This is a genomic window from Rhizobium sp. Leaf453 (assembly GCF_001425605.1).
Taxonomy (GTDB): Bacteria; Pseudomonadota; Alphaproteobacteria; order Rhizobiales; family Rhizobiaceae; genus Pararhizobium.
On the sequence record NZ_LMRG01000004.1, the window covers coordinates 100,690 to 123,033 of the forward strand.

Consider the following 22,344-nt stretch of genomic DNA (forward strand, 5'->3'; position numbering starts at 1 on the left):
GTCGCTCCTTCAGGATGTCCGCATCAAGGCGGGTTGATGATGGTGGTGATTAGCCGCGGTGCCAGTAGACGAAAGCGCAGGTCATGGTCGTGCCGAACCAAGCCCCATCGTCAGACCCGCTGTTGCCGCCTTCCGGGTACGGATCTTCGGTGCGGACACAGCAGCCGGGCGTGTCGTCATAGAATTTCTTGCGCCGGAAGATTTCGCCGATATCCACGGCGATCTGCTTTCCGACTTCGGGACCGGTTCCGATCGGGGTAAAGACATGCACCTGGATGAGCCCGTCATACCGATAGACATGATTGCCCGGCCGGCCTTGCCCGACGATCTCGCTGTTGAAGCATTCGATCTCAAGGTTGACCCACGGCAACAGGATGCCGTCTCCATCCGCCGGCGGCCACGGATCGGCCGGCGTCTCGTTCTGATAGGTGATCCGGTGTGCCGTCCAGTTGGCTACGAGCCGTGCCTTGATTGCCAGTTCGGCACCCGCATAATCAGCCATCACAGTTCCCTGATAACCAGGCACGGATACCGGACATCCGATCGATTATGTGCCGTCTTGCCATGGCGCTTTCCGATCGCGCTTTCGATAACACCGGAGGCGGCACGTGCAACGCCGTCGTGGCCGAGCCACCATGATTTCCCGGTCGACGCCGCCTCTGCCTGGTTCACTGCCTGTCCGCCGATGACAGCCCGGAATGTGAACTCGACCTTGACCATGTTGCCGAACCGGCCCATGACGATCCGGCGCGCCTGCTGATAGACCTTGGACGTGCCAGAGACCCGCATCTTCATTGCGCCAACTTCGATCTTCCGCGCATAGGGGAGCGTGTTGGTGATCATCACGTCATCGCCTGACTGATAGCCCGAAAGATCCGCCACGGGATGCCCGTTCAGGTAAAGCCGGTGCGCGTTCTTGTACGCTCCAGAAAGTTCCGGCGACTTGTCGATCAGCGTGGCGATAGCGAAATCCACGACCTCCTGAATGCGGCTGTACTGATAGACAATCCGCCCATCGTGCTTGACCGCCTCTTCCGGCGCCCCGATTTGGCCATCGACGATCCGGACGAAAGACGATGGCGGCGGCGGGTCGCTCATGACCTCGCTGTGCGCCCGCTTCGCAATCCGCACGATGAACTTTTGCGTCTCTTCCACAGTTTCCTGCTTCAGGACGCGGACCAGTTCCGACATCGAGCCGTAGCGCGCCATCAGCCTTTGATCACCATGTTGATGCGCACGACGATGTCGTTGAGACGAATGATTTCCGGCATGCCGATTATACCGCCTTGCCCGTCCGCATGCTTAACGATCGTGTTGGCACCGGGAAGGCCGAATGCGTCCAGACCAGTCGGAGACAGCGTCACTTTCTTGGCGGTCTGCGTGATGGTGCCGACGATATCCTCAGCCTTCACGCCCCGCACAAAGGCCTTGACCGTCGCCTGCCCCGTTGTCGTGTTGCCCTTGCGGAGTGTGACCGCCTGCCCGTGTTTTGCGAGCTGCCGGTCGAGCGCTCCGATTGCCTGTGCTGGGGTCATGCGTAGACCCTCAGACCTTGAAGTAGGCTTTCACAGGCCCGGCGTATAACATTCTCCGCTTGGTCACTGACGGTATATTGAGTGGTGCCAACGCCCTCGACTTCTTCCGAACGGAGAAACAGATTTTCGGACCCGACTGCCCGCAGCTGCTGAACCATAAGGATTACAGCCTGTTTTGCCTCCTCCGGCACGTCATCGGCTTCGTATCCCGCCTCATATCGGATCCTGATCGGCTCCGGCTGACCGGAGAGATATGGCGCGGAGAACGATGGCCGAAACCAGATGCCGAAGTCCGTCTTCAGATAATCCGTGTCCGGCACAGTCTGCTCTACGTCGGAGCTGTCGATGTACTTTACGCTGGTGATAGAAATCAGAGGCGGATATGGCAGCCGGATGTAATCCCCGCACCGCTCCCAGGTCTCAAGAGACAGTTCCAGCGTCTGCTTGCCCAGCGCGCGCCCGAGCCATCCCGTGGGTCCATCGATGCTGCGCTGGACCGCAAGAATTTGTGCAGCAACGACAGGATCGGTGGGTCCAGGGCTACCGGCAATTTTGTCCGGGGCTACGATAGGCGCCGGGCCTGAGATGCGGCGGACTGCCATCGATCAGTCTTCGACCGTTGCGACCGTCGCGGTCGTACCAGTCGCCATGACGCGCCGAACTTCGAATGGTGGGATAAACCCCGCGCTGACGCCGACGAAAGCGATCGGTGATCCGTCTGCGTTGTTGGTCGGGATCACGGCGATGTTGCCTGAGGTCAGACAGACAACACACTTCACGGGCGCGTCAGCAACATCAGTCGAATTGTTCGGCGTGATGACGCGGCCGAGAGTGCCAAATGACGATCGGCTTTTGACCGACGAACGTTCCTTGAGCGCCATGCCGGCCTCCTTACGTGTTCGTCAGCGCTGCGCTGATGATGACCTTGCCGCTGGGCAGGATCACACCGAGATAGGCGGCTTCCGTGCCGGTGTCGGTCCATGTCAGGTCGATGTCACCGTCCGCTTCGGAAACAGCGCGGAAAAGCTTCTTGGCGACGATCGTCAGCAGAGCGCCATCCGTGCCGACAGCGATGCCAGTGGAGCCGCCGGTTGCAACGAAAGCATCACCGTTTGCATCAGCGAAGACGGCGATCTCGACCGAGGCGCGAACAGCAAGGTCATTCCCCTGCCCGTCCTTGAGCTGGATCGCGATGGCGCGGACATTGGTGTTTTCGGCGCCGACTGTGATTGATGCGCCGGCCACGCCACCGCCGAGATCGACGATGTCATTCGGCCCTGTGATGAGCGTGTTGGGGTTGGGACGACGAATGCTCATCACTTCTCTCCTTTGGTCGGCTTGGAAGCAGCTTTGTTGTCAGGCTCGGCGGCGGCTTTGTTCTCTGGCTCGGCGGCGGCCTTCTTGACGGCTTTCGGCTCGCCTTCCACGGCCGCGAGCCCGCGCTTGACGAACTCCTTGCCGCGTTCCTCGCTCTCTACTTCAAAGACCTGGCCGGCATGAACCTGCTTGGTCTCGGACGAATAGAAGCTATCGAGTGCTTTCAGTTTCATGATGTTTCTCCTTCGGCTCATGAAAGCGGCGGCGAGTGAGGCCGCCGCTTGTGATCAACCGAACGATCACGGAACGTTGCCGAGATCGCCCTTGATGAAGGCCTCGGGGCGATAGACAGCGAGCGCCAGGCGCTCTTCTGCACGGATGGTCACGAGGTTCTTGGTGAAGTTGTCAGCATCCTCGGTCGAGATATCGACGTGGGCATCTTCGCGGTCGAAGATCTGAGCCGCCATGTTGAAGGCGCCGACGAGGAACTTGTCCACGGTCATTGCCTGCGTTTCGACGACCGGCAGACGCCAGAGAAGCGGCTGCGCACCGCTGCCGGGGCCACCAAGGATATAGCGACCTTCGCCGTCCTTGGTCATTTCGATACGAGCCCAATCATGCATGCTGAGCACGATGCCAGACGCCGGGTATTCAGCGAGCGCCGCCTGCAAGAGAGCCAGACGGATTGTGTCGATCATGGTCTGGTCGGCCGGGGTGAACGGCGCCGAGAAGGCCGTGGCCTGGGTATAGATGCCGTTCAAGTCGGTACCGGTGCCGCCGCCCATCAGAAGCTGAGCTTCTTCGACGAAGTCGAGACCGTAGCGCAGGCGTCCATCAACGTAGCTCTGGAGCTGCGGGACGTCGTCGAGAATCTGTACGGTTGCCTTGACGAAGTGAGCGATCGTGGTCACCGGTGCGGTCACGAGATCGAACTTGATTTCGGACTGAGGCTTGGAAGCACCAGAGGTCTCGGAAACCGTTGCGGCGTTGTTGGTGAAGCCGGTTTCCTTGACGTACTGGATCGCGTTGGACGACGTGCGGCCGGGCATCAGCAGATCGCGGATGGTCATGCGACGGTTAGGCGACGCGACGATACCCGGCTGGCGCTGCGGCACGATGAGGTCGCCGGCAGAGCCGTTGGCATCCGTGGTGAGCGACGAGATGATCGCCTTGACGGAGACACGGGCACGGCCGCGCTTGGACGCCAGGAGTGCCTTCACCTCTTCGTTGTCGGTGACCTGCTCGCCGATCGACTTGCGACGGTTGCCGCCGTCATCGTCGCCGCCACGACGGGCCAGCTTCTGCTCGGCTTCTGTCATGCGGGCGCCGATCTCGTTGAGCTTTACAAGCGCTTCGTCGGCCTTTTGCTTCGATTCCTGCGAAAGCTGTTCGCCGGCCTTGACCTTCTTGTCGGCCTCTTCGGCGAAGCGCTTGACCTCGTCGGTCGCCAGCTTGAGGCCCGCCGCCAGTGCCTTGATATCGACTTCCTCGCTGCCGCCGGCATCCTTACGGCCGCGCTCGAACGAATTGTCATGCGTCAACATCGCCGCGAGAGCGCAGCTTGAAATGAGGGTTTTCATTGGAGTTGTTCCTTTAGAACGAAGGGAGTTTGAACTTGCCAAGGTGCTCCATGAGACCTTTGGCAGCTTCGATGTCGCCTTTGCCCTCGGACTCACTCCGATCGAGCAGGTGCTTCAAGCCGCGATTGGCGATCACCGCAGCTTGGGTCTTCGAGAACCCTGCCTCACGCAGGACGTCCTCAAATTCAGAAAGGGTGGGAAGTCCGCCGTGGGCGAGCTTCATCTTGACCGCATCGACCCGCGCGTCTTCGTTCGCGGGGAATGTCACGAGGCTGATTTCCACGAGGTCGAGCCGGCTCAGCGTACGGATGCCGGTTTTCTCGTCGTAAGACGATTCACGGACCCAATATCCGATGGAAAGGCCAGAAACAGCGCCTGCCTTCATGAGTGCGTGCGCTTCCTTGGCCTGGGAGACGTCGCCGATCAACAGTTTTCCTTCACCGAAAAGGCCCCGGTCGTCCTCGATCAGGCTTTCCCAGATCCCGATCGGCGATCCTGACCTGTGCTGCCAAAGAACAGGCACCGGACGGCCCTTTTCCTTCAATTCAGCAAGGCTTTCGGCGAAGGCGCTAGGCGCGACGACTTCCTTGTAACTGTCCACGACGCCGAAGACCGAGCCGTAACCGGAAAACTTGCCGTCTTCCTCGACGGCCTTCACCTTCAGGTGGAAATCGCGGACCTTCATGGAACCGTGCTTGTGTTTCATTGCTCTGTCTCCAGTGGCGGGCCACCGTTGTGACCGATGCGGGCTTTGACTGCCTGATCAACCAATTGATCGATGCCGAGCCAGGCCATCAGTGAATTTCGCGCTCCAGCCTCATTGCCGGCGGCAATCGCCCCCAGCTGATCAAGCGGAACGAGGTTTGATTGAACCGTGAGGACGTTTCCGCCTTCCATCGGCGGCCGGTTTTCCATGGCGCGGATTTCATTGCGCGTCAGAATGCCGTTTTGCGACTGCGAATTCTGGATTGCGGCGCGGCCGGCGCTGTCCGCGCGCAGGAGCCCCTCGAGAACGAACTCGGCATATATCGTTCCGCGCTCGGCCGGCGCGATCAGTTGCTTTTTCACCGCCTGCTCGATGCGAGTGAGGTATGGGCGGAGCGAAAACGTCAGAAATCCGATCATCTGCTGCTCAAGTCCGGTGCCCCAGCTTGTTGTCTTCTCCGTATGGCCCACCATGAATGGCGGTACGCGGAACCAACGGCAGATAACCTCGACATTGAAGCCACGAGCCTGCAAAAGCTGGAGGTCTTCGGGCGGCATACCCTTGATTTCTTTCCAATCGAGGCCGTGTTCCAGAATACCCGCTCGGGCTGTCGCGCCCGGCCCCGTTATGGGGTCGATAAACGTCTCCCGAAGTTCCTTTTTCTGCTCGGGAGTGGCACCTTTGGGAACGACGAGGAAACCGCCCGGGCGCGTACCATTGCGCATGGCGCTGGACGCTGCCAGGTCGGTGTCAGATGACAGGCTGAGCGTCCGGCGAGCATACGCGATCGGCGAAAGACCCGTGTCACCACCAACGCCGAAGCCGCGAATGTGGAATATCTTGTTCTCGGAATAGGTTTTGCGCCCATCCTTGTCCTCGTACCGATAAACGCGAGCACCATTCCTGTCTCTGGATACCGTCATCAGGTCTGGGCGCAGAAAATTCAGCGCGATCAGTTCCTTGCTGCTGTTCGTTACCTTTTCAGAATAGAAATTGCCCCACAGGCACAGGCACGCGACCGCCGCTTCCCAGAATTCTGCAGCCGTCTGGTCAGCATTCGGGCTGTCGTGCAACAAAGCGTAAAGCGAATGTCTTGTGTCGGAGACACGGCCGCCGTTTTCGTCTTTCCGGTAGAGCCCGAGCGGCAAAGTGCCGATAGTTTCCGACAGTAGGCGCACGCACGACCATACAGTGTCGAGCTGCATCGCCGTGTCAGCCGTCATGTTCGGGCCGACCCGCTCCGGTTCGACAGTCGATAGCTTTGCCTTGTAGCCGGTTGACCTGAAAAACAGACTCCCGAACCAGCCATTCAAACCAAATACCGCCATCAGAACACCGCAGCATTCTTGATGAGTGCGTCGAAATCGACGGGCTTATCCCCAAATTCGTTCGTCGCGGCACCGACGCCCATCGCAATCGTCACCATGCCGTCAATCCTTCCTCGTGATCGCTTTTTGTCGAACGCTCGGTTTTTTTGTCCGTCCGTGTCGATTGCTGCATTCGCCGCGCACGAATAGGTGACGGGCGATGCGTCGATGGTGATCGTCTTTGCCAGTATGCGATCTTCAAGCCGCTCGATCGATCGCGGCATCGTCAATTGCTTGTCTTCGAACACCACACGGGTGCCCTGCGCATGGCTGACGAGCTTCAATCCAACGCCCGTTGGCTTGTCCGGCCCGGCATATTTCCACACCGGGAATCCAATCTGCTCGCAAGCTGCGATGAAATCGGCCATGCCGGCCACGTCAAAGGCCATGAACTCGACCTCGTGCTCGGCACAGATGCGCTGCACTTCAGCCGCGACGAACGTTTTGTCGATAACTGCGCCGGGCATTGCCGTCAGGGTTACATTCGGATCGGCCGCCCATTGCTCATATGGCGCGTTGTCGGCGAGCCCGCGTTCCTTGATGCGGTCCTGCGTCGTCCAATACCAGGTCTTGCAGTAGAGATGGCCAGTGGCCGCCTCCCACGTCGCCGTAAGAGCGGTCAGGTCATTTTTCTGCGAGAGGTCGAGAGAGAGCCAGCATTTGCAGCCCTTCCAATCTTCCGCATCGACCTTCCCCTGGACGTCGGACCATGCCTCTTCCGCGATCCAGAACTCGGTGGAGCCGATCGGGATGCCCATATACAGGCGCTTGACCGAGAACGACGTCGAGAGCAGCACCTTGGCGGTCGCCACCTCGCCGCGAATATTCTCGACGGGGAAAGTCACACCAAGCGCTGGCATCGCCTTTGGCCAGCAGCTCTCGTTGTCGAATACGTTGGCGCGGTCGGCCTTATCGACGCGGGCGATGAAAGCGAACGCCTCGTCGTCGATAATCTCGCCTTTGGCGACCTTCTGGTAAAACTCTGAATATTCCGTGCCGACAATCTGCGCTGACGCCGGCGTGTTGGTCCCGAGAAGCATCAGCGCGTCACCCGGCATTTTCGCCAAAGCTCGCTTCCATGTCTCGATCGAGGTGTTCGTCTTAAACTCGTGGATCTCGTCGGCCGCCACCATGATCGGGCGCGGTCCGTTGATCGCCTCACCGTTCGCCAGCGCCTGAAATTTACTGCCCGTCTCCGGAAACTCGATCTTCCAAGCGTTGTCACCGGTGCCGCGGATGATGACCTCACCCCGCGATTCCAACGTATCGGTCTCGAACTCGTCGGCGCCGGGAATATTGGCCTGGCACATTGCGACGGCATCCCGAAACAGCACGTTGGCCGTGTTCTTGTCCTGGCCGATCGAATAGACCTCGGCGCGCTTCACGCCGTAGAAGCCGCCCATGTACAGGCCCATCGCGGCCATCCACGGGCTCTTTGCCTGCCCCTTCCCTGTCTCGACCCAGCCGGACCGGAAACGCATCCGGCCACTATCTTTTCGCCAGCCGAACAGATTGCCCGTGCAGAACATATGCCAGGGCAAAAGATTGAACGGACGGCCTTCATGCGACCCCGCCGTGATGGAAAGCACCGCCGGCGAGAAGCCGATAGCGCGCCCGGCAATCTCCGGTCGCCAGTGCAGATCGCGCTTGCCGCCGTCCTTGATGTCTTTCAGGTGCCTTTCGGCCGCTGCAGCGTGATGCTCGCCCGCAACAATTTTTCCGGCCAAGACGTCGGCCGCATATTGACTAGTCGGGTCACCCGGATACTGGCTTGAGGTAGCCGTCCGCCGCGCGAGAGGTTTTCTTGCCACGCTGCACCTTCGTTACCTTGCCTCTCCGCGCCGGGGCGATCCCAAGCTCCGCCTCGATCACGCGGATCGCCTCATCGGCCTGCCGCATCACCGACCAGTGCGGGTTCCACTGGCCGACCTTAGCCCGCTTTCCCTTGAGGACCGGGCCGTGCTCGGCGACATGCTTAGACGATCTCTCATATTGAACTCGAAACTCGACAAGGCGCTTGATGGCATGGCCGTTCGATACGGCCAGGGTGTGGGCGTCTCGCAATTCGTTGAGAACGATCGACCACTGCTCGTGCGCTTCGAGAATATCGAACTCGTCGGCGTAGATCGAAGCCCAGTCTGGTTCAGGCGGGGAACCATCGCCCCCGAGGATTTCACCAAATGCCGTTGTCATCCCCTACGGGGATGGTCGACATCCCCCCTCCCTAAATTTGCTTCCAGTGCGAACGACTGCCCCGACCGGTCAGCCCCCAAGTCGATCCCAGACTTTCGCCCCACCCCCATGCCACCAGGGGAGAGATGCCCCAACGTTGACCGTGGATTGGGGTTCAAAGGCTGGGTCTCCGATCATTCGAACGTTCCACCTCGATATGCGGTGACGGTGCTCTATCTATCCGGTTTAACCGATAGGAACCGACATGGGCGACCGCATCATCTACCATTCGATCAAAGAAGGCGAAGGATGGGCGGTGATGTCTGATGGCGTCCTGCTATCGTCCCATCCAACGCAGGCTGGATCCGAAGCTCAGGTCCGAAGGGTGTGCACTACGAGCAGGCTGAAGGGTGTGCCGTGCAGTGCGCTGCTCCATAGGTCGGACGGAACCATCAAAGAAGAACGTCTTTATGGAGTCGTACGGTCGGCGGCAGCTTAAGATCTCTGGTTCCATGGATGCGCAGGATCAAGCGGGCGACCGTCTAAGCCCGTGCCGCTACGAACCTTGCCCCTTTCTTCCTGCTGGATCCTGATGTCGTGATGATCCGGACAGGCGACTTCCCAATTCGACCGATCCCAAAATAGTCTTTGATCGCCCTTGTGCGGTATGCGGTGGTTGACGACCAAGTGTATGCGCTGCAGGTTTGTCTGAGGTGATCCATCCATCCTGAGATTGCCGGCGTTGAGGATGCCGCGTTCCTTGCAGCGTTCGCAGAGTTGATTCCGAGGCTCAGAGAGGAAAGCTGCTCTTGCCTTCTGCCACTCCCAGTCATAGCCACGTGATGATGCCGATTCACGATGATCGGACGCCTTCACCGACGAGCGCCCATCCCGATGACACCTCGCCTCGCAACTTCCGCATAGGCTTCCGCCCTGATGCGCGGATTAATGTCCACAAAGATCTCTTGATGCCCTGAGACCTCTCCCTCACGCCAAACCACCTCGCCATTGAGGCGAAGGCGGTATCCTTCCGGGTAGCGGACGAGGACGATCTTGCCGCCATCCGGCGTTTCCTCCGAATACCTGGTGTAGGTGTCCGGCACTTCCGGGTCGAAGGCTTTCGTTTCAATAGTGCCAGCCATCGTACTCTCCTACCGCTTCGGCGGCTTGGCCGGCGCTCCCGATCCACCCGTTACGGGAAAGACGGAACCAGATCGGCCGTTGAGGTTACGCCACGACTCATCAAAGGCGTGCTTTCGTCCTCGCTCGACTGGCTGATGACGCCGATCTTCATGCCGGGCTCCAGAACAAACAACTTGGCACCATCGGCAAAGGCCGCCCATGCTTCCTGCAGTCTGGCGACCATATCCGACGACGCAGGAGCGGGCAGCGTCAAAACGAAACGGTCGCCCTGCTTGAGGTCTAGGCGCTGCATGTCGCCGAGGTAACGGATTTGGTGTTCCGACATGCGGTGTCCTTTTGGGCTGGGTATAAAGCTGGAGGACCTCGATAAATGAGTGACGTCGGGCATAACAAAGCCCGTCTCGGCGATGCGGACGGGCTGAACATTTTGTGTGCCTAAGACGCGCTTATGACCCGATGTTTTGGTCGCTTTGGCGCCTTGCCAGGATCGGTACTTCCTCGATGTTCGCCAGCATATGCCGCTTTATCAGGAAACGGCGCACATTTTCCCGGATTGCCGGCAATGGAAATATTCCTTGCGCTGCCATGCGGCATGCCTTCTCAAGCACCTCAAACGTCGTATCTCGCTCGTCTTCTGGCCAATCTTCAAGGAAGTCGAAGACGTCCTCGAGGCTTGCGAGTTCCTGAACATAGTGGCGCTTTTTCAGGAACAGTGGGGCGTCAAACAGATGGTCTGCCATCGTCATCTCCTTTCTCGAACGCGTTTGACGGGGCACGAGGTAGGAGCAAAATTCCAATAATTCAAGTTCCCCTTGCCAAGAACGAGCGACTGGACGCGAACCCGTTCTTCACGAACGATTGCCCGCCTTCCCGATCTCTATGCCGCCTGCGTGCCGCTGAGCACCGCTTGGAGATCGGATGCTCCAAGCGCCTCACGAAGCACCTTAGCATCTTCGTTCTCGACGACGTTGACCAGCAACTCAAATCCATGTCGAATTACTTGGAGCGACGCAGAAGGAGCGATTGCCAGCTCGATCACCTCCTCCAGGAGTTCCTTCAAATACTCGGCCGTCCCGCGCTCGGCCGCCGTCGCAGATTTACTCGCGATGATCAGTATGACCAGTCCGTACATTCGGCGGTAGCTCGTCGCGTCGCGCGCGTCCAGCAACCATTCGAGCCGGCAGATATTCATGCAGTCCCCCTTGCAGTGAAGCCGAAGAACGCATCAAAACCCCTAAAGTTCTAGGGGTATCGTCGTAATGCTCAATGAACAGTTAACCCGTCCGAGGCGGGTGGAACCAGTCGACGGCATGTTGGTTAGTGCCTCAGGAGGAATGTTCATGCGCAGAAATTCAAACAACCACGATTTCACGATCTACGTTTTGACGAACAGTGCGACGGCCTGTTTGATTCTTGCAGTGGTTTTGCTGAGCTAAAGCCACTTCGTCTTGTTGTAGAGCGACGGCCGCGTGGCAAAAGCCTTAGCATGTCGTCTCTCAAAGCGCGCGCGCTTCGTCATAACTCGTGTGGGAACCCGAAGCCGCTTAAACACTCGTCAGCTGTCCATCAGGAGGCGCAGATGAAAAAAAGCTCCATGCTTATAGTTGCAGTGATCGTTCTTATTGCCGGTGCCCTGGTCTATCAGTTCCTGCTCCACCCCAACCCATACACTGGAGAGTCGCCTGCTGAAGAGCAAGGTATAGTGAAGCAGAGCCCTTGACCCTTAGGGCATAGTCCTGCCCGCCGCAGCTGAAAAGGGCGACGGCTCTCCCATCGCAATTGCAATCAGTTGCCACCGGAACCTTCCGCGCGCCGCCGTGTTTGCATATGATCAAGCGACGTCCAGGCGGTTATCATGCGAGCCATTTTCAACATCTACGCCGGCAGGGCCATCATCGGCCTTATCGTTGTGTCGATCCTGAGCATCGGTGCTATCAAGTATTTCAACGGCGAGTTCGGCGGAGAAGTGCCTCTGGCTACACCAGCAGAGGCAGCGACAAAGTTGTAAGACTGAAAAAAGGATGCAACTTTCCCATCGCGCCGATTGCGATTGATCGGCATTGGGACCGGCAGCTGTCCAGCGCGAAGCTTGGAGGGCGCAAGGAATTCAGTCATCCCGATTGGGAAAATATACAGATTTGCGGAATTCATCAAGGGCTGCGTCGTCCTCTAGACCATCGATTGCGGAAATTATTCCCAAAACCCGCTTCCTTGCGGCTTTCGGTAGGTTCCCCATGCACTCGTTCGCATAGGTTCTCAGGGACACGGTCCGGCCGCGCCCCTTCGGCAAATGGCGCCCCAGATCGGCGTTCAGCTTCTGCCGGCGCTTGAACCGGGCCTCTTCGATGTTCTGCGCCTTTTGGAAGAGGAATGACTGATGACGATCGAACATCGTGATCATCAGGAAGCGAACATCCTCTTCTGAAATGACCATCGGCCGCTCTGCGAATGACACCACGTCAATCACACCCTCAATCTTGCGGATAGCCTCGAACCCGAGGGCCGGATTGCGCCGGATGAAGGCGTAGCCAACCAGGAAAGGGAGACGACGGGATCGAAGCTTTCCGCCTCGGTGAAGCCGCTTCTCCTGCCAGAATGCAGGCATGTATACATCAACGCCCTTCTCCCGCAGATTACGTTCCACGATGGTTTCCGCAACGCGGTATTCAGGCGCGTCATGGACCTTTGCGGCTACCTTCTGCGCGCCAGGCGCGACGCGGACAACGTACCATTGTTCGGCTCGCTCATCCGACAATGACAGTGATTGCCAATCCACGGTGACAGCGTAATGCGTCTGCACGGCGGTCGTTACGGTGGTGATCTCTTGCTCTTCCTGCACTGCAGCGAGGACACGCGCTTTATCGAAGCCAGCGGCGCGGACAGCGGCGGCGGATCGATCGAGGGTAAACCCCTGATCGATTATCTTCCAACCTGCCATGCTGTCAGGGATCACGACAGCAAATCCGGCTTGTGCGCCAATCGGCTTAACGGTCTTTTGCAAGTGCTGCATCAGGCGGTACCCTCTGGGCCATCTTCTTCCAGGAAATAAACTTCGCCATCCAACATGAACGGTGTGTTCCGAGGGATTTGACCAGGTCGACGAACAGTCATGGCGGGGAACGCTTCTTTGATCGGGCTGCCGGCGAAGTGCGGTCCCGTGGCCGGTTCGGTCTTCGGCTTCCTGCTCCCGAGTTGCACAACGTTGCTCATGCTCGCCTCCTTTGGCTTTCGCGAATGACGACAGCGCGTCGCTCCAGTGACATTTTCAACTGAGCGGGGCGCCAGTTCATGGGTGGTTTGTAGACCTGAGCGGGTGGATCGATCTGGAACCAGTCCCCGGTAGCGGTCAGGAAATATCGGCGGCTATCGGCGTCGAAGCTGCCGACCATGTCGCTAAACTGCAGCTCGCAGATCGTTCCATCGGCCTCGGCTTCTGACATCGGCCGCCATGGGTTGGCGCGGTCGTAAGCTTCGCGGGCTTTGCGTTCGGCAATCGTCACAGATTGTCACTCCCACGCGCCGCCTTTTCGGCCAAGTAAACGGCCGGATCGATCTGCTTGACCTCTGAAGCAGCGCCGAACGTTCCGAGCTTGTGATCCCGATATGATAGCTCGCCGGCCGGGTCGAACTTGCCGATCATCCCACGGCGAATCCAGCCGGGCGCCTTCTCGGCGTTAACCTTCATCTTCTGGTCGAGCTTGGCCAGATCGATAGCCTTCTGCTTGCGTTCCTTCCGGCGTGCCTTCTTCGATTTCTTCTGCGGCTTGCCCCATAACACCTTCTTGTTGCTCTTCGGATGTGCCGGCGGCTGGTTGCTGCTCGCGCTGTCCAGCCGATCGAGCGCCTTCCATGCAGCGGCGTTCGTGTCGAACGGACCATTTACCGTTTTGCCGAACTGGTCGGTGATATCGAAATGGAGATCGCCCTTGCGGGTGACGCTGAGGATCTGGGTCATGCTGCAATCCTCAGCGGGTGCAGTTCACGCGCCTTCGTCAGTGCTTCCATGAAGCTGCTAAAATCCACCCAGCCCTTTTCCCGCATGTGATCCGGCCACATGTCCCGGTGCAAGTCGGACGCGTAAATGTAGTACCACCCACCGTCCTCAGGAACCTGTTCCAAGACGAGGTTGGTCACCCGCCACTGCTTGTTGCTCCAAAGGACCACCTCGCCCTGGAGTAGATTACGATTGTCGTCGTCACGGCTCATATGTCTTCCCTCCCAAGGGGTTGGTAGCTGGCAGGAATTGCATGGAAGCGGCGCTCGGCACCGACAAATTCTAGGCGAACTGACCCAACATTCCCGCACATCGGCTGCCGCCTGATCTTCTGTGCGATGACGAAGGTGACGTTCTTTTCGTAGTCTCGATATACCACGATGCCGGCGTCGGCTTTGTTGCGCCAATGCGCGCTGCCGGCGAGATCGTAGAGCTGCGGGACCGGCTCCTTGCCGTCCACAGGGCTTCCGAGCTTGCGCGGATGGATAACCATCCAGACCGTGCAGTCGTGTAGCTTCCCGAACCGCTTGCACTTGGCTATCAGTTGCGAAACGAACTCGGTCTCGGTCAGGTTATCGGGTCTCGATGCCTCGATCTCGTTGTATGGGTCGAGGACGATATTTCTCACGCCGTACCGGATCACGGCGGCGCGCGCCCGCTCCAACAACCAGTCTATCGACGGCGTATGTTCGAGCGTGCCAAGCAGGTAAACCCTCTCTCGCAACCACATCATGGCGTTGGCGGCATCTTCGCGCGTCATGCGCATGCTCGGGCCATCGTAGAAAGGATTGCCAGCCCAGATTTCAGACAGGTCCGCGATCTGGTTGGCGTGGCCGGTCTCCGGTGAAAAGATCGCCCATTTTTCCTCTCGCAGGCGCGCCGACTGCACGATGACCTGCGACAGCCACCTCGACTTGCCGTGGTTCGGTATGCCTGTTACCGCAATGAACTGCCCGGGAATGTACTTGAAGGCTCGGTCCATTTCCGGCCATCCGGTGGATAACGGCTGCGGGCCCTTGCCGTCGTAAAGGTCCATAACCTCGGCGAAAAACTCGTCAATATCGTGTAGCCCTTCGATCGGCCAAGGCTCCGCACCGTCAACGGCCGCACGCAATGCGTCAGCGCCGAACTTCATCAGACACTCGTTGGCGTCCTTGCTGCCAGCTGGCATCTTCACACGATAGCAGCGATCACGTCCGATCCGCTTGGCGATTTCCTGTGCGAGGTTTTCGCCGGGCTCGTCCATGTCGCTTGCGATCAGGACACGCTTGACCTTCGTCAGCAAATCCCAATGCGTGCCGAATGGCTCGTACCGCTTGTCGCTTGTCTCTGGCCCCTTGGGGGCTCCATTAGGCAGGGACACGATGTGGTGATATCCTACCTCGTGCAGCGTGATGACGTCGATTTCGCCTTCGCAGATGATCAGATCCTCGCCGGCTCCGATTGTGTCTGCGTTGAAGAACACCGGCTCCGGGTCTTTTTCCTGGACAAAATTCTTATCAACCGTCCTGTACTTGACGTTCCGCAACTCCCCGTCCCACTCGTACGGGAAGGCGATGCAATCCTCTTCCTTCTCGGTCTGCGGAAACCAGTGGCGCGTTTTGTGGATGCCGAAGTTGACAACCGTCTCGGGGCTGATGCCGCGCTTCTCAAACCATGCCAGGAGCGTATCCGGGCGTTCACGCCGCGCTGGCCGGACGGGCTTGCGGTACACGCGACGTTCGCGCGCTGGACGATAACCCTCGCCCGCAGTAGCGCCAGCAAATCCACAGTGATGGCATTTCCAGAGCGCTCGACCATCGCCTTCAACGGTAACCGAGAGGCAGGGATCGTTCTTCTTGCGGCGGGAAGAACTGCAGCTTGGGCAAATGGTCTTGTGGCTGCCGGGGCTTTCGCTACGGAGGCGGATATTGTGTTCGGCAAGGGCGGCTCTGGTGTCGACCATGTCAACGACCTCCGAAAAGGAAATCGTTGGTCAGGTGACCGTCGGCACCGCGCCCGTTGCCGGTCGGCAACTTTTCGAGTTTATCCTTGTACCAATTCCGCCACGCGGCGCGCCAATCTATCTTCTTGCCGTTGGTGCTGGAAAGTGACCAATCCCGCATTCGAACTGACTCTGAAACTGCCTTGTCTCGCTTCAGACCAGCTTTTACCGCTTCATCGATCCAATCATCCGGGCACTGCCAATCCGGCGAAAGCCTTGAGGCGCGTTTTTTGGAAACACCTTTAGGTGTTTCTTTTATTATATTCTGAGCTTCTGAGTTTCGCTTTGCATCCGCTATGCAATCGCTATGCAGAGGCATATCTGGGCCATTGTTTTTTCTGCGTTTTTGCCACGACTGCCGAGACGCGATTGATAGCTGCTCCTGCATTTTTGCGCGTGACCTGAACGCATTTTCGCATCGTTCATTCCAATAGCCGCAGTTCAACTTGACGATTTTCCCATCAGGTATGAGCTGCGAAAGAACCTTTTCGAAGGTGCGAAGATCGGCGCCGCACATGCGGGAAAGCCTGTCGTGGGATTGGTCAAGCGCCCGACCACGCATGTACATTTCCATGAGTAGCATCGTGTAGATGCCGATCTCGTGAGCCTTCATCCCGCGAACACCGCCGACGAAGTCATCTTGGTACCACTGCACGTATGGCAGCACACAATGGGTGAAGTCTGGAACGTAATCAGGGTTCACTGTGACGCTCCTTCGTCATTCTGACATTCTTGACGGTCGCACCACTCATGTGCATCGCGAATACTTTTTGCTTCCGCGTCCCAGTCATAACCGGGACCGTACCATTCGAGCTTGTCTCCGAAGCGCAGCGCCCGGATCAGGAAATGCCGGCCAAGTTCTGTTTTTGGCAGCTTCACTACGTGACCGGCAAACCGAAGCATGATGGATGGTGGACGGGTTCGGTGTACCGGGAATATGACAACGCCGTCCCGACGTGTGATCGCGATCGTCATCCGAACACCCTCCGCAGCAGCCGCATTTCGCCGGCGAGGTAGATCGCGGCGCAGGCCTTGGACGGGTCGAGGCCGAAGCGCTCGGTCAGGTGCGGGACAATCGGGCGTGGCGGCGCCGGCGTGTCGGACAAATACTGTGCGGCCTCGACGACTTCCGGCGGATGCGGAAGCTCTCTCGCACGTGCATGCACGTGAGGGGCGGTCATGCAGACACCGCTGGACGGAATCCCACATCCGCCATCCATTTCATAAGATCGAGCGGCCTCTGCTGGTCGGCTGGCCAGTTTTCAGCGAACCACAGCATGACCTCGTCGAAGGTTCTTGCGGTGAAACTTTTCGACTTGTCTGCGATGCGGGTGAAAAACGTCGCGTCGTTCTTAACGCGGCGGGAAACTGTTGAGATTGCACAGCGTTCGACGCTCGCGAATTCGCTGGCTGTAGTGAGCAAGATTTTGCGGAGTTCGTTTTCCATCCGTTAAACATACTGATAAATCATTCGCCTGTAAACCGTTCGACTGAAAAATCAGTCTGGCTTTTTCAGAGATTGTGTCGGATAAATCAGCCATGGAAAACGAACTCGCTAATCGAATAAAAAATCGCCTCGAAGAAATCGGGAAAAGCGCCGCCGGAGCCTCGCTAGAGGCGGGCCTAGGGCGCTCTGCTATCACAGATATTCTCTCTGGGAATTCTGGAAGCCCCCGCCTCGCTACCCTTGAGAAGCTTGCTGTGGTGCTGGACTGCACGCTCGCGTTCCTAGTGGGAGCTACAGACGCACCGGATAAGCAGCCTGCAGCCGATGACATTCCAAGAATGGGGCCGGCGCGGGTTCCCATCGTCGGGTCTCTCCAAGTGGGCATTTATCAAGAAGACGAGGTCTTCCGTTCCGGGTTGAGCAAGGCACTTCTTCACACGTATGTGCGACCCAGTAGGAAGTACGCCAATTGGGACACCTCCGCATCGACGATGGGCGACGATTCGTTTTCAAGCTTCCATATCATCAAAGGCGATATTCTTACGTTCGCCCATCCCAAAGACCCCAAGGAAGCCATCCCACTTCGGAACGGTATGCTTGTAGGCGTAAAGCGCCGAGTGGCGCATGGCATATTTGAGATCAGTGTGAGGTATGTGTCCAACGATGGCCGCAGGATCAGCTTTTTGATCGGCAACGCCGACGAAAACGCCGTGAAATCTAGATCGATCACAATTGAACTAGCCGATGTCACAGATGAAGGCATCGACGGGGATCCGAACCGTTATCACATCCACGACGGGCAAGTGCGCGTTTTCGGCGTCCTCATCAGGGTGGAACGGGAAATTTCAGATGGCGAATGATATTTCAGTCGTGAAGATTGACGGCTGAAAAATCATTCGTTATGTTTACTCCATCTTAACCGATGGAGCCGACATGAACATCGCCGTCACCCCGCCCCACACGGTCGCGCAAGCGATCGAGGCGCACCGCCAGGCAATCGATATCGACGAATCTTCGTTCTTCAATGGAGGCTGGCCAAAATCCGTGGCCTTGGCCGACAGAACCGGCGCCGCCGAGATTGTCGCCTACCTCGCCATGATCTCGGCACCGTGCGCCACGGTCGAGGATGTACAGCTCAAGCTCCATTACATCCTGAACGGATCAGTCGGCGAGCGGATGAAGCTGGTCGAGTGCCTTGATTACGATGAGTACGGCGGGGTGGCTACTCTTCAGGCGTTTCTTCATTCTCTTTTGCTGGCTGCTGCGGCGCCGGAGGCTCAGACACCATGATCCGAGCGCCATTAGAGTTTAACACGACCTGCGGGCGACGATCGTCATCCTCCAAAAGCTCCACGAACATGCCCGGGTTGTTCTTGTCGAGATACGCGTTCGCCGCGCCGACAGTCGCCCTTCGGCCCGCGCTGGACGTCGCTCGCAGGATTGGGATCATCCAATCAGTCATGAACGCCCCGACGTCAAACGCGACTTCCGGATATTTCACTTCAAGCGTGGCAACAATTTCCGCATTCATAGAGCGGTTGTTTTCCTCGGCCACGACTTTGATGCGATCCCGCAACCCTGATGGGAGGCGCAGCACAAACTTGTCGAGGTCTTTTGCAAGAGAGACAGCCATAAGTGATACCATAATGCCATGTCCACAGAAAATAAATGATGGCACTATGCCAGCTACTTGCGGACGTGATGGCATCATGCCATTCTCTTCCTAACAAAGGATTAATAGATGCGGTCCGATCGTATCCAGAGCCAAAAGATAAAGACCACGTTCCGGCTGCCCGATGACGTGAGGCTCTTCCTCGACCAGCAGGCAGAGCAAAATGGCAGCTCGCAGAACAGCGAAATCATTCGTGCCGTGCGGGAAAGAATGATCAAATTTCAAAGCGTTGGAAGGAATGACAACGAAATTTCCTGCGCATCTGAAAAAGCAGGGTTAGCCTAAGATGAAAACGGCCACCGAATCGGGTGCCAGCCCGCCTCGATAGCCGTTCTCGAAATGACTGCCGCGTTCGTAGCGCGGAAATCGGAATGCCAGTTTCAACAATGAGGATGCCGAAATGGACAGCCAGTCCAGTAGCACACTTATGCCTACGGTTTCAATCGGTGGGGTCGATGTTAAGCGCATCACCTATCGCGGCGAGCCGATCGTCACGATGTCTCAGGTCGATGAAATACACCAGCGGCCAGACGACACAGCCCGTCGCACTTTCAACGAAAACCGTGACCGGTTTGTCGAAGGCGCGGATTTCCACAGTCTGACATCGGACGAAATACGTACGATGTCGCAGTTGGGTATTTTCCCTTCGAGGACAGCGCGGGCCAACGTTTTGACTGAACGCGGATACCTCAAGCTGACCAAGCCGATGAATGACGATCGGGCGTGGGAAGTCCAGGGCGATATGGTAGACGTCTATTTTGCCGCACAAGAAGGCGCGATAGACGTGTCGCGCTTGCCTCTCTCAAAGAAGCTCAAGACCGTCGGCGACGTCATGCATGGTTTCAGTCGTCTCGCAGGGCTGCTCGGCCTGAAAGGCAATCAGCGTGCGCTTTCGGCAGCAATGGCAACCCAACGCGAGACCGGGGTGAATGTGCTCGAACTTACCGGCGTAACACATCTGAAGGCTGATATTTCCCAGCAGTTCATCAACTCCACTTCGGTCGGCGAGCGGACTGACCCAACCAAAACGGCGAACGAGGTGAACCTGATCCTTGAAAAGCTCGGCCTTCAAGCGGCGCACCGCATTCCAGGTAAGCGCCCCGGCAAGATGCGGATCGCCTATTGGGATTTGACTGACGCGGGTCGCGCCGCCGGCGGCGATATCTTCGACACCGGCAAGAAGGATTTTAAGGGCCGGCCCGTCAAGCAGATCATGTGGCCGACCAGTGTCATCGCCCTTGTTCAACGCCAGTTGACGGAGACGCTGCTATGACCCTGGTCTGCGAACAAGGCGGCGAACTCGCACCGGAAAGCAAGGCAGCGGTTCTGGCCGAGGTGATCAGGTTCATAGCAACGCGGATTGAACCGGTAGCCTATGAAGCACTGCTGTCGCACATTATCAAACACTTCGAGACCGATGAGCCGACTGTGTCGCTCCACGTGATGCGTGCATTATTGGAACTGTGCGCAACGGGCTTCGCTTCGTCGAACACCTATCACCATGCACCCGAGCGCGGTGAACAATGGCTTATTTTCGAAGCTGATACGACAATCGGCCCCACAAGGAAGCTGACCACATTCATCTACGGACAGATTGAATGACGCCCGCTTAACCAGCGACCGGCGCACAACTGCGCCGATCTCCACCCTTTCAAATCTGGAGAATACCAATGCCGAACACCGTTCCGGCCGCTGGCGAAGCCATGCCGAAAAACAACCTGCCCGCCGACTTCCACCCCAGCGATATCGTCTACGAAGTCAGCGACCTGCTGCACCTCCTGCAGGCGAGCTACAACATCTTGCACGAGATGCATTACGCTCACGCCGACGGCTCACGCAATGAAGAGCTGGATCAGGTCGCGTCTATCCAGCGGATCGCCATCGAACACACCAAGCGGATCAGCGCGAAAACCGTAGTCCTTGATGGCCCCTGCCCTTGGTTCGTTGACAATTGCGACCAGAAGGCGGTTGAACCGGCCGCGTCCACCTTGGCCTACGCGATCTATCGTTATCGCGCCGATTGGAACGACTTCCTTGCAGCTTCGATCGCTGCGGATGAAAGCGGTGATCGGAATGCCGTGCTGCCGACCGACCATAAGGCCTCGGAGCGAATTATTGCGAACTGGAGCCGACCGGCCGCAAGCGTTGCTGAGGCGGAACAGGCACTCGAACTCGCTATTCAAGACCACGACATCGGCGAAACGCCGCGCATTACCGGGATGATGAAGGCTGCACTCGGCTGGATCAAGTCGGAGCGCGAACGGAGGGCGGGCCTGTGAAAACGATCAATTTGACCCGCCGTCAGTCGCTCGCTCTCTTGGCCGGCGCATCCTTTCCGCCGATGGCAGCGGTCGCCGTCGCCGCCACGGCACCGGTCCCCATGAGCATCGACGACTTTCTCGCCAAGGCAACGCCGGCTGAAATTGTCAGGTATCACGCCAACGCACTGGCCGACGCCATGGCCAAGATGCATCCCGACCACTTGTGGCGTGCCGAGGTATGTCACGAACATCAGTTCGCGCTGGTCGTCGGGGATCACGTCGGAAAGCGCTCGGCACCGGTTGCGAAAGTTCACATTGATGACGGATCGCCGCTATTGGCCGACGATGTCACCGGCACCAATGCCTATGCAAGTTGGGAGGCCGGACGATGACAGACAACATCGAACGCCGCCTTGGCGACATCGTGGATCTTCTCGCCACCGTCCGATATCTCAACGAGGCCGTCTTCATGGCCGCTGCCGACCGCTCGCTGACACGCGATGCGACGAATGCGATCCAAGCCGTTTCGGGCGAAATTGACAGCAAACTTCTCGCCGTCGAAGAGCGAATTGAGGAAATCCAGGGGGAGCTCAAATGACAGCCTCCCCTGCGATATACCAGTTCCGCCGGCAGGAGCTTGAACGCTGGATCGATAACGCCATCGCGTTGCTCGACCACCTCGACGGCGACCCTGATCTCGAAGACGATGATCGCGAAGAGACGATGGATGAGGACAGCCACCTTTGCGGGCGCCTCAAGCTGATCGGAGTGCCCAGCCGATGACCGATCCACTTATGGAACTTGTCTCTCGCTATCAGAAGATCGAGAGGGCCTACAACGAATGGCCGGCTGACGACAAGGTTGGCTTGACGACGATGGAGCAGGCACACAGCGCTGTCCTGGAAGAACTGGCCACGACCACCGAACACGCGACCATGATGGAAGGCGCTGTGACTGCGCTTCGCCAGGCCGCTAGAGAATGCGATGATAGCTGCCCCAACTTGGCCGCACCTCTCATTCGCGGCGCGCTCGCGTTCTTCACAGGGACCTCTGTGGATAACGGGGATAGTGGGGACAACGCTGATGGTTGAGCCGGATACCCCGCTAATCGCCTTCGTCAAAGCCCTCGCACGGCGGCAGGCGCGCCTTGACGCTACACCGCCCCC

39 protein-coding genes are annotated in these 22,344 nt (G+C 58.2%); 12 read left to right on the top strand and 27 right to left on the bottom strand.

Annotated elements, in window-relative coordinates:
* Window positions 1-49: 49 nt before the first annotated feature.
* The 16 genes from ASG68_RS07210 to ASG68_RS07285 form a co-directional block, all read right to left on the bottom strand.
* Entirely contained in the window at window positions 50-502 is a 453-nt protein-coding gene (locus ASG68_RS07210; protein ID WP_062578450.1) for a phage tail terminator-like protein, read from the bottom strand.
* Window positions 502-1,209, bottom strand: coding sequence for a hypothetical protein (locus ASG68_RS07215; RefSeq protein WP_062578448.1), 708 nt, complete (start codon window positions 1,207-1,209; stop codon window positions 502-504). Before ASG68_RS07215 ends, ASG68_RS07210 begins: the two co-directional genes overlap by 1 nt.
* Window positions 1,209-1,535, bottom strand: coding sequence for a hypothetical protein (locus ASG68_RS07220; protein WP_062578446.1), 327 nt, complete (start codon window positions 1,533-1,535; stop codon window positions 1,209-1,211). Before ASG68_RS07220 ends, ASG68_RS07215 begins: the two co-directional genes overlap by 1 nt.
* Window positions 1,532-2,137, bottom strand: a complete 606-nt coding sequence (locus tag ASG68_RS07225; protein ID WP_062578444.1) for a hypothetical protein — start codon at window positions 2,135-2,137, stop codon at window positions 1,532-1,534. The genes ASG68_RS07220 and ASG68_RS07225 overlap by 4 nt, the downstream gene beginning before the upstream one ends.
* 3 nt (window positions 2,138-2,140) lie before the next feature.
* Complete coding sequence (locus ASG68_RS07230; protein ID WP_062578441.1) at window positions 2,141-2,416, bottom strand: spike base protein, RCAP_Rcc01079 family; 276 nt, start codon at window positions 2,414-2,416, stop codon at window positions 2,141-2,143.
* A gap of 10 nt (window positions 2,417-2,426) precedes the next feature.
* A complete protein-coding gene (locus ASG68_RS07235) occupies window positions 2,427-2,852 on the bottom strand; it encodes a hypothetical protein (RefSeq protein WP_062578439.1) in 426 nt (141 codons plus the stop codon).
* On the bottom strand, window positions 2,852-3,085 hold the full coding sequence (locus tag ASG68_RS07240; RefSeq protein WP_062578437.1) for a hypothetical protein: 234 nt from the start codon (window positions 3,083-3,085) through the stop codon (window positions 2,852-2,854). Before ASG68_RS07240 ends, ASG68_RS07235 begins: the two co-directional genes overlap by 1 nt.
* Before the next feature lie 66 nt (window positions 3,086-3,151).
* On the bottom strand, window positions 3,152-4,432 hold the full coding sequence (locus ASG68_RS07245) for a phage major capsid protein (protein ID WP_082553958.1): 1,281 nt from the start codon (window positions 4,430-4,432) through the stop codon (window positions 3,152-3,154).
* Between the two features lie 13 nt (window positions 4,433-4,445).
* Window positions 4,446-5,090: an HK97 family phage prohead protease gene (locus tag ASG68_RS07250; RefSeq protein ID WP_244484129.1), complete on the bottom strand. Its 645-nt coding sequence runs from the start codon at window positions 5,088-5,090 to the stop codon at window positions 4,446-4,448.
* Window positions 5,091-5,134: 44 nt separating this feature from the next.
* Window positions 5,135-6,466 carry a phage portal protein gene (locus ASG68_RS07255; protein WP_062578433.1) on the bottom strand — a complete coding sequence of 444 codons (1,332 nt, stop codon included), beginning with the start codon at window positions 6,464-6,466 and terminating at the stop codon, window positions 5,135-5,137.
* Window positions 6,466-8,232 (bottom strand): terminase large subunit, encoded by a 1,767-nt coding sequence (locus ASG68_RS07260; RefSeq protein WP_244484130.1) that lies wholly within the window; start codon window positions 8,230-8,232, stop codon window positions 6,466-6,468. The genes ASG68_RS07255 and ASG68_RS07260 overlap by 1 nt, the downstream gene beginning before the upstream one ends.
* A 28-nt stretch (window positions 8,233-8,260) precedes the next feature.
* Entirely contained in the window at window positions 8,261-8,698 is a 438-nt protein-coding gene (locus ASG68_RS07265; RefSeq protein WP_062578431.1) for a P27 family phage terminase small subunit, read from the bottom strand.
* A gap of 851 nt (window positions 8,699-9,549) precedes the next feature.
* On the bottom strand, window positions 9,550-9,819 hold the full coding sequence (locus ASG68_RS07270) for a hypothetical protein (RefSeq protein ID WP_062578429.1): 270 nt from the start codon (window positions 9,817-9,819) through the stop codon (window positions 9,550-9,552).
* Window positions 9,820-9,869: 50 nt separating this feature from the next.
* A complete protein-coding gene (locus tag ASG68_RS07275) occupies window positions 9,870-10,145 on the bottom strand; it encodes a hypothetical protein (protein ID WP_062578427.1) in 276 nt (91 codons plus the stop codon).
* A 121-nt stretch (window positions 10,146-10,266) separates the two neighbouring features.
* Window positions 10,267-10,560 (bottom strand): DUF982 domain-containing protein, encoded by a 294-nt coding sequence (locus ASG68_RS07280; RefSeq protein WP_062578624.1) that lies wholly within the window; start codon window positions 10,558-10,560, stop codon window positions 10,267-10,269.
* A gap of 137 nt (window positions 10,561-10,697) precedes the next feature.
* Window positions 10,698-11,012, bottom strand: a complete 315-nt coding sequence (locus ASG68_RS07285; RefSeq protein WP_062578425.1) for a hypothetical protein — start codon at window positions 11,010-11,012, stop codon at window positions 10,698-10,700.
* A 387-nt stretch (window positions 11,013-11,399) separates the two neighbouring features.
* On the opposite strand from ASG68_RS07285, the gene ASG68_RS31190 reads away from it, so the two are divergent.
* On the top strand, window positions 11,400-11,540 hold the full coding sequence (locus ASG68_RS31190) for a hypothetical protein (RefSeq protein WP_156384823.1): 141 nt from the start codon (window positions 11,400-11,402) through the stop codon (window positions 11,538-11,540).
* 135 nt (window positions 11,541-11,675) lie between these two features.
* The gene (locus ASG68_RS31195; RefSeq protein ID WP_156384824.1) at window positions 11,676-11,828 is read left to right on the top strand and encodes a hypothetical protein; all 153 of its coding nucleotides are present in this window, start codon (window positions 11,676-11,678) and stop codon (window positions 11,826-11,828) included.
* Window positions 11,829-11,927: 99 nt separating this feature from the next.
* Here ASG68_RS31195 and ASG68_RS07290 read toward each other — a convergent pair whose 3' ends face one another.
* Genes ASG68_RS07290 through ASG68_RS07335 form a run of 10 tightly spaced genes read right to left on the bottom strand, consistent with a single transcriptional unit; the run spans window position 11,928 to window position 17,245 of the window.
* Window positions 11,928-12,830, bottom strand: a complete 903-nt coding sequence (locus ASG68_RS07290; RefSeq protein WP_062578421.1) for a transcription termination/antitermination NusG family protein — start codon at window positions 12,828-12,830, stop codon at window positions 11,928-11,930.
* Window positions 12,830-13,030, bottom strand: coding sequence for a hypothetical protein (locus ASG68_RS07295; RefSeq protein WP_062578420.1), 201 nt, complete (start codon window positions 13,028-13,030; stop codon window positions 12,830-12,832). The genes ASG68_RS07290 and ASG68_RS07295 overlap by 1 nt, the downstream gene beginning before the upstream one ends.
* On the bottom strand, window positions 13,027-13,320 hold the full coding sequence (locus ASG68_RS07300; protein ID WP_062578419.1) for a hypothetical protein: 294 nt from the start codon (window positions 13,318-13,320) through the stop codon (window positions 13,027-13,029). The genes ASG68_RS07295 and ASG68_RS07300 overlap by 4 nt, the downstream gene beginning before the upstream one ends.
* Window positions 13,317-13,775 (bottom strand): hypothetical protein, encoded by a 459-nt coding sequence (locus tag ASG68_RS07305; protein ID WP_062578417.1) that lies wholly within the window; start codon window positions 13,773-13,775, stop codon window positions 13,317-13,319. Before ASG68_RS07305 ends, ASG68_RS07300 begins: the two co-directional genes overlap by 4 nt.
* A complete protein-coding gene (locus ASG68_RS07310; protein WP_062578416.1) occupies window positions 13,772-14,026 on the bottom strand; it encodes a hypothetical protein in 255 nt (84 codons plus the stop codon). The genes ASG68_RS07305 and ASG68_RS07310 overlap by 4 nt, the downstream gene beginning before the upstream one ends.
* Window positions 14,023-15,759, bottom strand: coding sequence for a toprim domain-containing protein (locus ASG68_RS07315; RefSeq protein ID WP_062578414.1), 1,737 nt, complete (start codon window positions 15,757-15,759; stop codon window positions 14,023-14,025). The genes ASG68_RS07310 and ASG68_RS07315 overlap by 4 nt, the downstream gene beginning before the upstream one ends.
* A gap of 1 nt (window position 15,760) precedes the next feature.
* Window positions 15,761-16,501, bottom strand: coding sequence for a YdaU family protein (locus ASG68_RS07320; protein WP_062578412.1), 741 nt, complete (start codon window positions 16,499-16,501; stop codon window positions 15,761-15,763).
* The gene (locus ASG68_RS07325; RefSeq protein WP_062578410.1) at window positions 16,498-16,773 is read right to left on the bottom strand and encodes a hypothetical protein; all 276 of its coding nucleotides are present in this window, start codon (window positions 16,771-16,773) and stop codon (window positions 16,498-16,500) included. Before ASG68_RS07325 ends, ASG68_RS07320 begins: the two co-directional genes overlap by 4 nt.
* Window positions 16,770-16,979, bottom strand: a complete 210-nt coding sequence (locus ASG68_RS07330; RefSeq protein WP_062578408.1) for a hypothetical protein — start codon at window positions 16,977-16,979, stop codon at window positions 16,770-16,772. Before ASG68_RS07330 ends, ASG68_RS07325 begins: the two co-directional genes overlap by 4 nt.
* Entirely contained in the window at window positions 16,976-17,245 is a 270-nt protein-coding gene (locus ASG68_RS07335; RefSeq protein WP_062578406.1) for a hypothetical protein, read from the bottom strand. The genes ASG68_RS07330 and ASG68_RS07335 overlap by 4 nt, the downstream gene beginning before the upstream one ends.
* A gap of 92 nt (window positions 17,246-17,337) precedes the next feature.
* On the opposite strand from ASG68_RS07335, the gene ASG68_RS07340 reads away from it, so the two are divergent.
* Together ASG68_RS07340 and ASG68_RS31200 are read left to right on the top strand one after the other, a co-directional pair.
* Window positions 17,338-18,105, top strand: a complete 768-nt coding sequence (locus ASG68_RS07340; RefSeq protein WP_062578404.1) for a helix-turn-helix domain-containing protein — start codon at window positions 17,338-17,340, stop codon at window positions 18,103-18,105.
* 73 nt (window positions 18,106-18,178) lie between these two features.
* The gene (locus ASG68_RS31200) at window positions 18,179-18,535 is read left to right on the top strand and encodes a hypothetical protein (protein WP_156384825.1); all 357 of its coding nucleotides are present in this window, start codon (window positions 18,179-18,181) and stop codon (window positions 18,533-18,535) included.
* Here the strand turns inward: ASG68_RS31200 and ASG68_RS07350 are convergent.
* On the bottom strand, window positions 18,468-18,956 hold the full coding sequence (locus ASG68_RS07350) for an Arc family DNA-binding protein (protein ID WP_244484131.1): 489 nt from the start codon (window positions 18,954-18,956) through the stop codon (window positions 18,468-18,470). The two genes, ASG68_RS31200 and ASG68_RS07350, sit on opposite strands and share 68 nt — an antisense overlap.
* A gap of 30 nt (window positions 18,957-18,986) precedes the next feature.
* Here ASG68_RS07350 and ASG68_RS07355 point away from each other — a divergent pair, with 30 nt between their 5' ends.
* From ASG68_RS07355 to ASG68_RS07390, 8 genes are all read left to right on the top strand, one after another.
* On the top strand, window positions 18,987-19,202 hold the full coding sequence (locus ASG68_RS07355) for an Arc family DNA-binding protein (protein ID WP_062578399.1): 216 nt from the start codon (window positions 18,987-18,989) through the stop codon (window positions 19,200-19,202).
* A gap of 115 nt (window positions 19,203-19,317) precedes the next feature.
* A complete protein-coding gene (locus ASG68_RS07360; RefSeq protein WP_082553959.1) occupies window positions 19,318-20,190 on the top strand; it encodes an ORF6N domain-containing protein in 873 nt (290 codons plus the stop codon).
* Window positions 20,187-20,519 carry a hypothetical protein gene (locus ASG68_RS07365; protein ID WP_062578395.1) on the top strand — a complete coding sequence of 111 codons (333 nt, stop codon included), beginning with the start codon at window positions 20,187-20,189 and terminating at the stop codon, window positions 20,517-20,519. The genes ASG68_RS07360 and ASG68_RS07365 overlap by 4 nt, the downstream gene beginning before the upstream one ends.
* Window positions 20,520-20,587: 68 nt before the next feature.
* On the top strand, window positions 20,588-21,196 hold the full coding sequence (locus ASG68_RS07370; RefSeq protein ID WP_062578393.1) for a hypothetical protein: 609 nt from the start codon (window positions 20,588-20,590) through the stop codon (window positions 21,194-21,196).
* Complete coding sequence (locus ASG68_RS07375) at window positions 21,193-21,570, top strand: hypothetical protein (RefSeq protein WP_062578391.1); 378 nt, start codon at window positions 21,193-21,195, stop codon at window positions 21,568-21,570. Before ASG68_RS07370 ends, ASG68_RS07375 begins: the two co-directional genes overlap by 4 nt.
* On the top strand, window positions 21,567-21,776 hold the full coding sequence (locus tag ASG68_RS07380) for a hypothetical protein (RefSeq protein ID WP_062578389.1): 210 nt from the start codon (window positions 21,567-21,569) through the stop codon (window positions 21,774-21,776). The genes ASG68_RS07375 and ASG68_RS07380 overlap by 4 nt, the downstream gene beginning before the upstream one ends.
* A complete protein-coding gene (locus ASG68_RS07385) occupies window positions 21,773-21,961 on the top strand; it encodes a hypothetical protein (RefSeq protein ID WP_062578387.1) in 189 nt (62 codons plus the stop codon). Before ASG68_RS07380 ends, ASG68_RS07385 begins: the two co-directional genes overlap by 4 nt.
* Window positions 21,958-22,269, top strand: a complete 312-nt coding sequence (locus ASG68_RS07390) for a hypothetical protein (RefSeq protein ID WP_062578385.1) — start codon at window positions 21,958-21,960, stop codon at window positions 22,267-22,269. The genes ASG68_RS07385 and ASG68_RS07390 overlap by 4 nt, the downstream gene beginning before the upstream one ends.
* Window positions 22,270-22,344: the final 75 nt, after the last annotated feature.

Bases quoted from the DNA above. Each gene is read 5' to 3' on its own strand.
- ASG68_RS07235 (WP_062578439.1), bottom strand. From the start codon at position 2,852: ATGAGCATTCGTCGTCCCAACCCCAACACGCTCATCACAGGGCCGAAT.
- ASG68_RS31200 (WP_156384825.1), top strand. From the start codon at position 18,179: ATGAACATCGCCGTCACCCCGCCCCACACGGTCGCGCAAGCGATCGAG.
- ASG68_RS07350 (WP_244484131.1), bottom strand. From the start codon at position 18,956: ATGATGCCATCACGTCCGCAAGTAGCTGGCATAGTGCCATCATTTATT.
- ASG68_RS31190 (WP_156384823.1), top strand. From the start codon at position 11,400: ATGAAAAAAAGCTCCATGCTTATAGTTGCAGTGATCGTTCTTATTGCC.
- ASG68_RS07215 (WP_062578448.1), bottom strand. From the start codon at position 1,209: ATGGCGCGCTACGGCTCGATGTCGGAACTGGTCCGCGTCCTGAAGCAG.
- ASG68_RS07390 (WP_062578385.1), top strand. From the start codon at position 21,958: ATGACCGATCCACTTATGGAACTTGTCTCTCGCTATCAGAAGATCGAG.
- ASG68_RS07285 (WP_062578425.1), bottom strand. From the start codon at position 11,012: ATGAATATCTGCCGGCTCGAATGGTTGCTGGACGCGCGCGACGCGACG.
- ASG68_RS07220 (WP_062578446.1), bottom strand. From the start codon at position 1,535: ATGACCCCAGCACAGGCAATCGGAGCGCTCGACCGGCAGCTCGCAAAA.
- ASG68_RS07330 (WP_062578408.1), bottom strand. From the start codon at position 16,979: ATGACCGCCCCTCACGTGCATGCACGTGCGAGAGAGCTTCCGCATCCG.
- ASG68_RS07240 (WP_062578437.1), bottom strand. From the start codon at position 3,085: ATGAAACTGAAAGCACTCGATAGCTTCTATTCGTCCGAGACCAAGCAG.
- ASG68_RS07255 (WP_062578433.1), bottom strand. From the start codon at position 6,466: ATGGCGGTATTTGGTTTGAATGGCTGGTTCGGGAGTCTGTTTTTCAGG.
- ASG68_RS07290 (WP_062578421.1), bottom strand. From the start codon at position 12,830: ATGCAGCACTTGCAAAAGACCGTTAAGCCGATTGGCGCACAAGCCGGA.
- ASG68_RS07325 (WP_062578410.1), bottom strand. From the start codon at position 16,773: ATGACGATCGCGATCACACGTCGGGACGGCGTTGTCATATTCCCGGTA.
- ASG68_RS07295 (WP_062578420.1), bottom strand. From the start codon at position 13,030: ATGAGCAACGTTGTGCAACTCGGGAGCAGGAAGCCGAAGACCGAACCG.
- ASG68_RS07340 (WP_062578404.1), top strand. From the start codon at position 17,338: ATGGAAAACGAACTCGCTAATCGAATAAAAAATCGCCTCGAAGAAATC.
- ASG68_RS07245 (WP_082553958.1), bottom strand. From the start codon at position 4,432: ATGAAAACCCTCATTTCAAGCTGCGCTCTCGCGGCGATGTTGACGCAT.
- ASG68_RS07275 (WP_062578427.1), bottom strand. From the start codon at position 10,145: ATGTCGGAACACCAAATCCGTTACCTCGGCGACATGCAGCGCCTAGAC.
- ASG68_RS07305 (WP_062578417.1), bottom strand. From the start codon at position 13,775: ATGACCCAGATCCTCAGCGTCACCCGCAAGGGCGATCTCCATTTCGAT.
- ASG68_RS31195 (WP_156384824.1), top strand. From the start codon at position 11,676: ATGCGAGCCATTTTCAACATCTACGCCGGCAGGGCCATCATCGGCCTT.
- ASG68_RS07270 (WP_062578429.1), bottom strand. From the start codon at position 9,819: ATGGCTGGCACTATTGAAACGAAAGCCTTCGACCCGGAAGTGCCGGAC.
- ASG68_RS07280 (WP_062578624.1), bottom strand. From the start codon at position 10,560: ATGGCAGACCATCTGTTTGACGCCCCACTGTTCCTGAAAAAGCGCCAC.
- ASG68_RS07360 (WP_082553959.1), top strand. From the start codon at position 19,318: ATGGACAGCCAGTCCAGTAGCACACTTATGCCTACGGTTTCAATCGGT.
- ASG68_RS07210 (WP_062578450.1), bottom strand. From the start codon at position 502: ATGGCTGATTATGCGGGTGCCGAACTGGCAATCAAGGCACGGCTCGTA.
- ASG68_RS07310 (WP_062578416.1), bottom strand. From the start codon at position 14,026: ATGAGCCGTGACGACGACAATCGTAATCTACTCCAGGGCGAGGTGGTC.
- ASG68_RS07380 (WP_062578389.1), top strand. From the start codon at position 21,567: ATGACAGACAACATCGAACGCCGCCTTGGCGACATCGTGGATCTTCTC.
- ASG68_RS07385 (WP_062578387.1), top strand. From the start codon at position 21,773: ATGACAGCCTCCCCTGCGATATACCAGTTCCGCCGGCAGGAGCTTGAA.
- ASG68_RS07225 (WP_062578444.1), bottom strand. From the start codon at position 2,137: ATGGCAGTCCGCCGCATCTCAGGCCCGGCGCCTATCGTAGCCCCGGAC.
- ASG68_RS07365 (WP_062578395.1), top strand. From the start codon at position 20,187: ATGACCCTGGTCTGCGAACAAGGCGGCGAACTCGCACCGGAAAGCAAG.
- ASG68_RS07355 (WP_062578399.1), top strand. From the start codon at position 18,987: ATGCGGTCCGATCGTATCCAGAGCCAAAAGATAAAGACCACGTTCCGG.
- ASG68_RS07335 (WP_062578406.1), bottom strand. From the start codon at position 17,245: ATGGAAAACGAACTCCGCAAAATCTTGCTCACTACAGCCAGCGAATTC.
- ASG68_RS07230 (WP_062578441.1), bottom strand. From the start codon at position 2,416: ATGGCGCTCAAGGAACGTTCGTCGGTCAAAAGCCGATCGTCATTTGGC.
- ASG68_RS07265 (WP_062578431.1), bottom strand. From the start codon at position 8,698: ATGACAACGGCATTTGGTGAAATCCTCGGGGGCGATGGTTCCCCGCCT.
- ASG68_RS07370 (WP_062578393.1), top strand. From the start codon at position 20,588: ATGCCGAACACCGTTCCGGCCGCTGGCGAAGCCATGCCGAAAAACAAC.
- ASG68_RS07315 (WP_062578414.1), bottom strand. From the start codon at position 15,759: ATGGTCGACACCAGAGCCGCCCTTGCCGAACACAATATCCGCCTCCGT.